Source organism: Faecalicatena contorta (genome assembly GCF_003149105.1).
GTDB classification, from domain to species: domain Bacteria; phylum Bacillota; class Clostridia; order Lachnospirales; family Lachnospiraceae; genus Muricomes; species Muricomes contortus_C.
The window spans coordinates 40,667-52,154 of the sequence record NZ_QGDS01000022.1; the positions used below are offsets into that span (position 1 = coordinate 40,667).

General features: G+C 42.4%; 11 protein-coding genes. 10 read left to right on the forward strand and 1 reads right to left on the reverse strand.

Annotated features, from left to right (window positions below):
- The first annotated feature begins 7 nt into the window (after positions 1-7).
- Genes A8805_RS20390 through atpC form a run of 6 tightly spaced genes read left to right on the forward strand, consistent with a single transcriptional unit; the run spans position 8 to position 5,349 of the window.
- A complete protein-coding gene (locus A8805_RS20390) occupies positions 8-556 on the forward strand; it encodes an ATP synthase F0 subunit B (RefSeq protein ID WP_109714557.1) in 549 nt (182 codons plus the stop codon).
- Positions 550-1,092, forward strand: coding sequence for an ATP synthase F1 subunit delta (gene atpH / locus A8805_RS20395; protein WP_109714558.1), 543 nt, complete (start codon positions 550-552; stop codon positions 1,090-1,092). Before A8805_RS20390 ends, atpH begins: the two co-directional genes overlap by 7 nt.
- Entirely contained in the window at positions 1,086-2,597 is a 1,512-nt protein-coding gene (gene atpA / locus A8805_RS20400) for a F0F1 ATP synthase subunit alpha (protein ID WP_109714559.1), read from the forward strand. The genes atpH and atpA overlap by 7 nt, the downstream gene beginning before the upstream one ends.
- Before the next feature lie 21 nt (positions 2,598-2,618).
- On the forward strand, positions 2,619-3,458 hold the full coding sequence (atpG, locus tag A8805_RS20405) for an ATP synthase F1 subunit gamma (RefSeq protein ID WP_109714560.1): 840 nt from the start codon (positions 2,619-2,621) through the stop codon (positions 3,456-3,458).
- Between the two features lie 10 nt (positions 3,459-3,468).
- Positions 3,469-4,863 carry a F0F1 ATP synthase subunit beta gene (gene atpD / locus A8805_RS20410; protein WP_109714561.1) on the forward strand — a complete coding sequence of 465 codons (1,395 nt, stop codon included), beginning with the start codon at positions 3,469-3,471 and terminating at the stop codon, positions 4,861-4,863.
- A gap of 33 nt (positions 4,864-4,896) precedes the next feature.
- Positions 4,897-5,349 carry an ATP synthase F1 subunit epsilon gene (atpC, locus tag A8805_RS20415; RefSeq protein WP_207657739.1) on the forward strand — a complete coding sequence of 151 codons (453 nt, stop codon included), beginning with the start codon at positions 4,897-4,899 and terminating at the stop codon, positions 5,347-5,349.
- Positions 5,350-5,435: 86 nt separating this feature from the next.
- Here the strand turns inward: atpC and A8805_RS20420 are convergent, their stop codons facing one another.
- The gene (locus A8805_RS20420) at positions 5,436-6,092 is read right to left on the reverse strand and encodes a TetR/AcrR family transcriptional regulator (RefSeq protein WP_109714563.1); all 657 of its coding nucleotides are present in this window, start codon (positions 6,090-6,092) and stop codon (positions 5,436-5,438) included.
- Positions 6,093-6,376: 284 nt separating this feature from the next.
- Between A8805_RS20420 and A8805_RS20425 the strand changes: the two genes are divergently transcribed.
- The 4 genes from A8805_RS20425 to A8805_RS20440 all read left to right on the forward strand — a co-directional run.
- A complete protein-coding gene (locus A8805_RS20425) occupies positions 6,377-7,702 on the forward strand; it encodes a glycine/sarcosine/betaine reductase component B subunit (protein ID WP_109714564.1) in 1,326 nt (441 codons plus the stop codon).
- A 13-nt stretch (positions 7,703-7,715) separates the two neighbouring features.
- The gene (grdH, locus tag A8805_RS20430; protein WP_109714565.1) at positions 7,716-9,020 is read left to right on the forward strand and encodes a betaine reductase selenoprotein B; all 1,305 of its coding nucleotides are present in this window, start codon (positions 7,716-7,718) and stop codon (positions 9,018-9,020) included.
- A 39-nt stretch (positions 9,021-9,059) separates the two neighbouring features.
- Positions 9,060-10,553: a BCCT family transporter gene (locus A8805_RS20435; protein ID WP_109714566.1), complete on the forward strand. Its 1,494-nt coding sequence runs from the start codon at positions 9,060-9,062 to the stop codon at positions 10,551-10,553.
- Between the two features lie 92 nt (positions 10,554-10,645).
- A partial coding sequence (locus A8805_RS20440; protein WP_109714567.1) for an NAD(P)/FAD-dependent oxidoreductase occupies positions 10,646-11,488 on the forward strand: 843 nt, incomplete at its 3' end.

Here is an 11,488-nt window from a genome sequence, read left to right on the forward strand (position 1 = left end):
ATTTGAATTGCATAGTCAGATAGTATTTTTGGCTCAAACTGTGCCGTCCGGACGTGTTTTTGGTTTGGATTTACAAACCTTAATCAGTATCGGTATCCAGTTAGTAAACGGAATCATTCTAGCTGCTGCTCTTGGTTTTATTCTTTATAAACCAGTAAAAGAATTTATGCGTAAGCGTACCGAAGGGATTCAGAGCAAGATTGAGGACACAGATGCAACAATGGTCAAAGCCCAGGAACTTATCGCCGAGTACGACATAAAGATAAAGGATATAGATAAAGAACGTATAAAAATTCTTGAAGCTGCCCGTCTTAAGGCGGCTGATGAAGGTAAACTCATTTTGGAAGAAGCGAAAAAAGAGGCAAGTGAGATCAAGAAACGTTCTATGGACAGTGTTTTGGCAGATAAGAAACGTCTTCAGGAGGAAACGCGTCTTTATATTATTGAGATGGCTTCCTTCATGGCTGAAAAGTATATTACCCAGAAGATAGACAATGAAACCCAGGATAAAGTCTTTGAGGAGGCATTGGCACAGATGGAGATTGCACAATGGTAAAGTTAAAGAATCGTTATGCGAACGCACTTTTGGAACTCTCAGAAGAAAACGGTACTTTAGAAAAGGATTTAGAACAAGTGGTTTTGGTCAGAGATGCGCTTAATAATGCTGATGTACAGGCATTTCTTGTACATCCTCACATTCCTGATTCAGCAAAACATGAACTTTTTCAAAATACTTTTTCAGAACAGCTCGCCAGGCATCTAATGGGATTTTTATATCTTATGGTCCGGAAGAATCGCGAGTCATTAATTGTGTCCGCATTAACAGAATATATAGATCGTACAAATAGACGCTTAGGCAGAATCGAGGCAAAAATTGTTTCTGCTAAAGTGCTTACAGAGGAACAAACAGAATCCATCCGTACTGTATTATCAAGGCAAATGAATATGCAGGTTAAGGTAACAGCAACAGTTGACCCCGATGTAATAGGTGGATTTTATGTTCTGGCAGACGGACGTATCTTTGATGGTACGCTGCGGTCTGAATTGCACAATATGAGAGAATGCTTAAAGAGAGGAAGTTATGAATGCTAGTAAAACCTGATGAAATAAGCAAGGTGATAAAACAACAGATTGAGTCTTACTCGTCCAATCTGGATTTTTCTGAAGCCGGTACTGTCATACAGGTTGGGGATGGCATTGCACGCGTGTATGGCTTACATAGTGCGATGAGCGGCGAACTCCTGGAGTTTCCGGGTGGAACCTACGGTATGGCACTGAATCTGGATGAAGAGAGTATAGGCGTTGTTATTATGGGGGCTGACGCAGGTATCAAAGAGGGAGACCCTGTTAAGCTGACAGGCCGGATGGCTGAAGTTCCGGTGGGTGACGGTTTGCTTGGACGTGTTGTTAATGCGCTGGGAGAGCCCCTGGATGAAAAGGGTCCCATTGCAGCAGATACTTACCGTAAAATAGAAAGCACGGCTCCCAGTGTAATGATGCGCCGTGAAGTAAATCAGCCCTTACAGACAGGTATCAAAGCCATTGATGCACTGGTTCCCATTGGAAAAGGTCAGAGGGAATTGATTATAGGTGACCGTGAAACAGGAAAAACAGCGATTGGTATTGATACCATTATCAATCAGAAAGACAAAGATGTTTATTGTGTGTATGTTGCTATAGGGCAAAAGGCATCCAGCGTAGCACGTATCATAAAAGTGCTGAACCAGACCGGAGCCATGGCTTACACAACAGTGGTTTTAGCTACTGCCAGTGATTCTGCGCCTTTGCAGTACATTTCCCCTTATGCGGGCTGTGCCATTGCAGAAGAGTGGATGCTGCAGGGCAAGGATGTGTTGATTGTTTATGATGATTTATCTAAGCACGCGGTGGCTTACCGTGCAATCAGTTTGCTTCTGCGCCGTCCTCCCGGCCGGGAGGCTTATCCGGGAGATGTTTTTTACCTGCACTCAAGATTATTGGAACGTGCAGCAAGTATGAGCGAGAATTACGGGGGAGGTACTTTAACGGCGCTGCCTATTGTAGAAACACAAGAGGGTGATATCTCTGCCTATATTCCGACGAATATTATATCCATTACAGACGGACAGATTTATTTGGAAGCAGATCTTTTTAACGATGGCGTCCGTCCGGCGATTAACCCCGGTTTGTCTGTTTCCCGTGTAGGAGGATCAGCTCAGATTCCGGCTATGAAAAAGCTGGCAGGCCCTCTTAGAATTGAATTTGCACAGTACAAAGAATTGGCGGCTTTCTCCCAGTTTGGCTCCGATTTAAATCAAGATACGTTGGACCGTCTTGATCACGGTGAACGTATTATGGAGGTTTTAAAACAGCCGCAATACAAACCCATGCCTGTAGAATATCAAATTCTGATGCTCTATGCCTTAAGCAATAAATATATGCAAAGTATAGATACCGGGCGTATCCAGAAGTTCCAGAAGGACTTCATTCACTATGTGAAAAAACATGCTGCTCATATTGCAGAAGATATTAGGAGAAGTGGTAAGATTTCAGAAGAGCTGGTTGAGCATATCAATGCAGCCATCTCCCAGGTCAAAGAACAGTATAACTACAACTAAGGAGGGACTAATGTGAATTCGATGAGAGATATCAAACAGAGAATATCCAACGTTAGTTCCGTAGAGCAGATTGTAAAAGCGATGGATATGGTTGCCTCTACAAAGCTGGTTAAAGCAAGAGCGCAGTTGGAAGGTGTCCGCCCTATCTGCTATGAGCTTAAACGTGTTGTAGAAGAGCTTGGGAGACAGAAGGAAAGCAAAAATCATGTATTCTATGAAGAGCGTAAAGTGAAAAATTCTTTATATATCATACTGACCAGCAATAGTGGACTCTCTGGCAGCTATAATGCAAATATTATGGCAAGATCCTTAAAACATATGAATCAGGGCAAAAACGAAAAAATACTCGCAGTAGGTTCCAGGGGGCACGAGTATTTTAAGAAAAAAAATAAGAATATTATCCATGCTATTACTGATATGGCGGATGCCCAGGTATATTATGGTACTGAACGCATTGCAAAAAAGGTGATGGAATTCTATCTGGCCGGTGAAATAGAAGAAGTGTTTGTTGCTTATACACACTTTGGAACAGTTTTAAATTATGAACCCATTGTAGAAAAACTGCTTCCTTTGCCTATGGCCGGGATGATGGATGAAGATGATGGTATTAGAAAATATGAACCGGACATTAATACCTTCATTGACCACACTATCCCGTTGTACCTGCATATGAGCTTATTCAGAGCATTTTCGGAATCACACACCAGTGAACAGGCAGCACGTATGGTCAACATGGATGCAGCGGGAAAGAATGCTTCGGAAATTATTGAGGATTTAACTCGTATGTATAACCGTAAACGCCAGGCAAATATCACACAAGAACTCAGTGAGATTGTAGGCGGCGCAAATAATTTAAACTAAGGGGGACTACATGGCAGTTAAAAATACAGGTAAAATTATTCAAATAATAGGTGCAGTTATTGACATTCGCTTTAAAAGTGGACTGCCTTCTTTATATAGCGCGATTGAAGTGCCACTTCAGGAAGAAGAAACAGTGGTGTTGGAAGTCATGCAGCATCTTGGTGACAATACAGTGCGCTGCATCTCCATGCACCCTACAGATGGCTTGAAACGAGGCATGGAAGCAGTAGACACAGGTGCTCCCATTACAGTACCCGTAGGCGAAGAAGTCCTTGGCCGCATGGTAAATGTTTTAGGGAACCCAATTGACAACCTGGAGGCCTTGAAAGCGAAAGAAGAGTGGTCCATTCACAGACAGCCGCCCAGTCTGTCTGACCAGCTTGCTCAGCCGGAGATATTAGAAACCGGAATCAAAGCTGTTGACCTGCTTTGCCCTTTTGCGAAAGGTGGTAAGATAGGTTTGTTTGGAGGTGCAGGAGTAGGGAAAACTGTCCTTATTATGGAGCTCATCAACAGCATTGCAAAAGAACATGGCGGATATTCTGTATTCGTTGGTGTAGGGGAACGTACCCGTGAAGGAAACGATCTTTATAACGATATGAAAAACTCAGGTGTTCTCGATAAGACAGCACTGATTTTCGGGCAGATGAATGAGCCGCCCGGAGTGAGAATGAGAGTAGGGCTTACTGGTCTGACTATGGCTGAATATTTTCGAGATAGAGATAATCAGGATGTATTGCTTTTCATTGATAATATCTTCCGGTTTGTACAGGCGGGTTCTGAAGTGTCAGCTTTATTGGGGCGTACTCCCAGTGCAGTAGGTTATCAGCCAACTCTGGCAGCGGAAATTGGTTCCTTACAGGAGCGTATTACATCTACCAAGTCCGGTTCCATTACTTCAGTGCAGGCTATCTATGTACCTGCGGATGACTTTACAGATCCGGCAACGGCAACCACTTTTGCTCACCTGGATGCGGTGACGGTTTTGTCCAGGTCTATCGTTGAACAGGGGATTTATCCTGCCGTTGACCCGCTGGGCTCATCCTCCCGTATGCTGGAGGCAAATATTGTGGGAGCAGAGCATTACCATGTTTCAAGGGCGGTTCAAAGTATACTGCAGCGCTATAAAGACCTTCAGGATATTGTTGCAATTTTGGGTGTTGATGAACTTTCCGAAGATGACAAGCAAATTGTCAGCCGGGCCAGAAAGGTTCAGCGCTTTTTGTCGCAGCCCTTTTATGTGGCTGAGAAATTTACATCCATTCCGGGCCGTCATGTTTCCATTGCAGAAACTGTGCGGGGATTTAGGGAAATTATTGAAGGAGTCCATGATGACATACCTGAGGGCTATTTTCTCAATGTAGGATCGATTGATGAAGTCGTAGAAAAATATAAGAATGTATAGGGTGAAAATATGGCCGGACAGCAGACGAATGTTGTGAATGATAGAAAAATCAATCTGAATATAACTACACCTCGCGGGGTGAAATTCGTTGAAAAGGCGGATATGATTATTATGCGCTGTATTGATGGAAATATGGGGGCGCTTTTGGGGCATGAACCAGTTTCGACAATACTTGGTGACGGAATTTTACGTATTTTCAATAATGGTGTTGAGAAGAAGCTTGCTGTATTCGGCGGTATCGCTGAAATTGGAAATACGACGGTAAACATTTTCACTACTATAGCACAGCATCCGGAGGAAATTGACAGAGAGCGTGCGGAGGAGGACCGCCAGTCGGCAGAGGCCACTATATTAGAAGCATCGGAAGAACTGAAATTCCGCAGTTCCTATATTTTGCTGCGCCGCTCTTTGGTTCGCATTGAAGTTAGTTTACATTTGGAAGACGATGAGGAATATTCAGACGACGAAGAAACAAATTCAATATAGATGTATTGCCCGGAATGGCAATAAAAAGAAGGACAAGAAATGAAAGGATTTGAATCCGAATAGCTGGATTCAAGTCCTTTTGTTTTTTATAATCCAAAAAGGTAAGAATAGGCGGTGAGAATCTCTTTTTTTATTTGTTCAGAATCTAAATTGGGGTTCTGGCATTTGAGCTCCAATTTATACTTACAATAACTTACGCTTAATTCATTCAGCATGTGTAGATTTTCTTCCGTTACGGAAGTGTTTTCGAAAAGGATAGTACGCAATATATACAACGAACGTTCTGTAATATTTCTGCCAAAATACATCGCTTCAATATCCTGCGAAAACTGTTCACGTTCTTCGGGAAAGATATCGTAATACATTGTCATAATATCATATAGATTGTCGCTGCTTTTTCCAAAGAAAAAATTATAAAATATCATAGGGTTTTTCAGCACCGATGTAAGAAAAAAGTCCCAAATGCTTATAAAGCTCTTAATAGGAGCGTGTTTCTCCCGGCTAAGTATATTCAAAGAATGGCTGTATTCACGGAAATATTTCATAGACGCTAACAGGAGCAGCTGGTCTAAATCTTTGAAATACAAGTAAAGCGTAGAATTGTGAAAACCCGCTCTTTCTGCAATTTTCCTAATAGAGATATATTGAAAACTTTCTTCTTCCATTAACTCCTTAGTAGCATTGATAAACTCTCTGCGGTTTGCCTTTTTAAGTTCGTCATTATCAATATCATTTGGTCTCATAATTCTTTGTTATTCCTTTCAGTCTGTAATAAATGGCGTAAAGTTATTCCTTCTAAATTTTACCACGTAACAACCAAAAATCAAGGTAAATTCAGTACTTATATAACTGTTTTTACAGACCATTTATAAAGCAAATAACATTATAGATAATAATCATAAATTAGCCTTGACAATAATCATGCTTATTGCTAATATGATTGTATAATATTTAACATAAGCGCGCTTGTTAAATTGAATATTTAGTAAAAATGACATTTAGTGTAGTCCAATAAAAGGAGGAAGTCATGAAGCTGGAAATTGGTAATTTCTATGTGAAAGATATAGTATTTGGAGAGCTGTTGTCGTTTAATGACGGCGTGCTTACTGTTAATAAAGAAGAAGCTCTCAAGTTTGTATGTGAAGATGATCGGATTACAGAGGCAGATCTTTACATTGCGAAGCCGGGAGATAAGATTCGTATGTGTCCGGTAAAAGAGGCAATTGAACCAAGAACCCGCCTGGATGGAAGAAGCCTGTTCCCCGGATATATAGGAGATTTGGCGCAGGCTGGGGATGGTGTTACTTATGCCTTAAAGAACTGCAGCGTATTAGTAGTTGGAAAACATTGGGGCGGATTTCAGGATGGCGTGATCGACATGAGTGGAGAAGGCCAGAAATATACATATTTTGGTCAGCTGAATAATCTTGTATTAGTTGCTGATACAAATGAGGATTTTGAAAAACATGAGCAGCAGAAAAAGAATGATGCGCTCAGAAGAGCAGGACATAAACTTGCAGAGTTTATTGGTGCATGTTTGAAAGAACTGACACCGGAAGATACTGAAGTTTATGAATCTGAGCCGATGATCAGACGCGGGGAAGAGGTTGAAAAATTACCATCTGTTGTTTATGTAATGCAGCCACAGTCTCAGATGGAGGCCGCAGGCTACAATGATTTGGTTTATGGATGGGATACCAACCACATGGTACCTACTGTTATGAATCCAAATGAGATTTTAGACGGTGCTATTGTATCAGGAAGCTTCATGCCTGTTTCTTCTAAGTGGTCAACCTATGATTTCCAGAATTGTCCAAATATCAAAGCGCTTTATAAAGAGCATGGCAAGACAATTAATTTCCTTGGTGTAATTATGTCAAACTTGAATGTTGCACTGGAGGAGAAAGAAAGAGCTGCACTTTATGTTGCGCAGATTGCAAAAACACTTGGTGCTGATGCCGCTGTTGTAGCAGAAGAGGGATATGGAAATCCGGATGCGGACTTCGTTGGATGCATTGTAGCTCTGGAAGACGCAGGAGTTAAGACAGTAGGTGTAACAAATGAGTGTACGGGACGTGACGGACAATCTCAGCCTCTTGTGACTTTGGATGAGAAATGTGATGCAATCGTATCCTGCGGTAATGTTTCAGAAATGATCGAGCTGCCTCCTATGGAAACCGTTCTTGGCGAATTGGAAGCATTAGCAAGAGACGGACTTTCTGGCGGATGGGCAAATGATGAAATTTTAGGTTCATCTGTTAGAGAAGATGGTTCCATTATTATGGAAAACAATTCAATGTTCTGTGGTGACCAGGTTTGCGGATGGTCTCCGAAAACGATGAAAGAATTCTAATGGAGGGAAGATGATGAAAAAAGCGATTGTATATGTAAACCAGTTTTTCGGCCAGATTGGCGGAGAGGACCAGGCTGGAATTGAACCTCAGATTCATGAGGGACAAATCGGTCCGGCAATGCAGTTTGATAAACTTTTAGATGCAGAAGTTACCCATACAATTATCTGTGGTGACAACTACATGGGATCTAATACAGAAGCAGCCATTGCAACAATTATCGGCATGCTGGAAGATAAAGAGTTTGACATTTTCCTTGCAGGTCCGGCGTTCCAGGCAGGGCGGTATGGAGTTGCCTGCGGCACAATATGCAAGGCTGTAAAAGAAAAATTTGGTGTTCCGGTTGTAACTTCTATTAATGAAGAAAACCCTGGAGCAGAGATGTTTAAAAAAGATATGTATATCTTAAGAGGCGGAAATATTGCTTCCAAGATGAGAAAAGACGTGGCTGCAATGGTTGGTGTTGCCAACAAGTTATTAAATGGTGAGCCGGTAGGAAGTGCTGAGGAGGAAGGATATTTCCCAAGAGGAATCCGCCGTCAGGTATGGCGTGCTGATTTAAAACCAGCTTCTGAGCGTATGATTGACATGTTGATTAAGAAAGTAAACGGGCAGCCGTTTGAGACAGAACTTCCGATTCCTAAGATGGACAGAGTTCCGATTGCTGCACCTGTAAATGATTTAAAGACAGCCAGAATTGCTCTGCTTACTACAGGCGGTATCGTACCTGTAGATAACCCGGACCGCATTCAGTCCGCATCAGCCACACGCTGGGGCAGATATGATATTTCTAACACAGATGCTCTGAAAACCGGTGAATATAAGACAATACATGCTGGATTTGATCCGGCAGCCGCTGATGCGGATCCCAATGTCATTACTCCGGTAGATGCATTGAAAGTATTAGAAAAAGAAGGATTTTTCGGTAGTCTGCATCCTTATTTCTATTCCACAGTTGGAACAGGAACAACCCAGGCTGAGGCACAGAGAATGGCTCAGGAAATGGTTCCATTTTTAAGAGAGGATCATGTAGATGCCTGCATTATGGTTGCCACATGAGGTACCTGTACTCGTTGCGGTGCAACGATGGTGAAAGAAATTGAGAAGGCTGGCTTCCCAATTGTACTGATGTGTAATCTGATCCCTGTAGCAAAAACAGTTGGTGCAAACAGAATCGTTCCAACAATTTCCATTCCATATCCTCTTGGCGATCCAGGAACTACCAAGGAAGAGCAGTGGAAACTGCGTTACCACAGAACAAAAGCGGCACTGGAAAGTCTGGCAACAGACATTGACGAACAGACAGTATTCCGCGTATAATACGCGGGCTGTTGATGGATATCTGGAGGGAGATTTTGTATGGAAAAAAAGAAAATGGGAAATGCGGTATTCTATGTTTCACTGGTTTTAATCGCTATTATGGCAATCTGGTCTGTAGCATTCAATGATAGTTTTACCACACTGTCCAATTCAGCATTTACATTTTTGACAACAGGTTTTGGGTGGCTGTATCTATTAGCGATGATTGTATTTTTGGTATTTGTGGTCTACATGGCATTCGGCAGATACGGAAAGATTCGCCTGGGCGGAGATGATTCTAAACCGGAATACAGTAATTTGACGTGGTTTGGTCTTCTTTTTGGCTGTGGCATGGGTGTGGGCCTTGTATTCTGGGGTGTTGCAGAACCTTTAACCCATTACCTGAATCCTCAGGGAGTAGAAAGTGCTACGCCGGAAGCTGCAGATTTTGCCATGAAGTCATTCTTCATGCATTGGGGGATTCTTCCATGGGCCAATTATGCAGTTATTGGACTTGCGCTTGCTTACTTTATGTTCCGCAAGGATAAGAAAGGACTTATCAGTAGTATACTGGAACCTTTGATTGGGGAAAAACTTGCTAATGGATGGCTTGGGAAATTAGTTGATATACTTGCGGTATTTGCTACAGTGGCCGGTATTGTGACATCACTTGGGCTTGGAACATTGCAGATTAATGCAGGATTTAGCCACCTGTTTGGAGTACCATCTAATTTGGCGGTACAGATAGTTATTATTATAGTTGTTTCTGTGTTGTATATCGGCTCTGCTGTTTCTGGAATTGACAAGGGAATTAAGGTGATATCTGACACAAATATCTATGTAGCGATTGGGTTGATGGTTGTGTGTTTCCTTGTGGGACCTAAATTGGAAGTGCTGGGCAGCCTTATCAATGGAATGGGACAGTATATTGGAAATTTCATTCCAGATGCATTGAGTATTAATTCTTATGGTGATAATAGCTGGCTGGGAAGCTGGCGTCTGTTCTACTGGGCATGGTTTATCGCCTGGGCACCTTTTGTCGGCGTATTTATTGCCCGTATTTCCAAGGGACGTACAATAAGGGAATTTATTATGGGTGTTGTACTCGTTCCTGCCCTTGCATCCTGTGTATGGGGGGCCGTATTTGGAAGTATGGGAATCAACCTGGGAGAAAAAGGCCTTCTTGCAATTGAGAAACTTCAAGAAGCAGTTGCAGTACCAGAAGTCGGCTTATTTGTAGTACTGCAGGAATATCCCCTTGGATTCCTCCTGTCATTGGTTGCAATCGTGTCATTGTGTGCATTTTTCATTACATCAGCCAATTCTGGTGTGTATGTACTATCTATGCTGACTACAGACGGAGATATCAACCCGCCTAACAATAAGAAAATATTATGGGGAATTATTCAGTCTGTAATGGCAGTTGGCCTGTTGATGGCAGGCGGATTAAAACCCTTACAGACCATATCGCTGGCAGCAGCATTCCCGTTTATATTTATTATGTTCGCTGCGTGTGCATCGTTTTTGAAGACGATTAAAAAGGAAAAAGTATAATATTGGCAAAATGAATAGGGGCTATTAGTCTGTGTTTCACTTGTGAAAGTATTAAAGACAGAAAAGTTATAGAAAGTTTAAGAGGAACTATCATGAGTAAGATTTATGATGTAATTATATTAGGAGGAGGCCCGGCAGGATTATCTGCTGGGCTGTATGCGGGCAGGAGCCGCCTTTCAGCCCTGATTATAGAGAAGGGACAGGATGGCGGACAGATAGCCATCACGGATGAAATCGAAAACTATCCGGGACAGGTACTGGAAGGTGAATCCGGCCCATCCCTGACAGCAAGAATGACAGCTCAGTCAGAAAGATTCGGAGTGGAACGTGTGTCTGATACAATCAAGGAAGTTTCTCTGGATGGTGAAATCAAAGTCCTGAAGGGGGAAAAAACTCAGTATGAGGCAAAGAACGTTATCATTGCCACAGGTGCCCACCCAAGACCGATTGGCTGCAAGGGGGAAAAGGAATATGCGAGTAAGGGTGTATCCTACTGTGCAACCTGTGATGCCAACTTCTTTGAAGATTTGGAAGTTTATGTGGTAGGGGGCGGAGATTCCGCAGTGGAAGAAGCGCTGTATCTGACAAAGTTTGCCAGAAAGGTTACCCTGATTCACAGACGGGACGAATTGCGTGCCGCTAAATCCATACAGGAGAAAGCCTTTGCCAATCCAAAGATGGAGTTCTTCTGGGATACTGTTGTGGAGGAACTCTATGGAGATGAGATTCTTCAGGGAATGATTGTGAAGAATGTAAAGACCGGAGAGACCAGAAAAGTAGACGCTGATCCGGAGGATGGACTGTTTGGACTGTTTGGATTTATCGGGATGATTCCGAATACAAAAGTGTTTGAAGGCATCATTGATATGGATGAAATCGGGTATATTAAAACAGACGAAGACATGCATACCAATATCCCTGGAGTTTACGCGGCA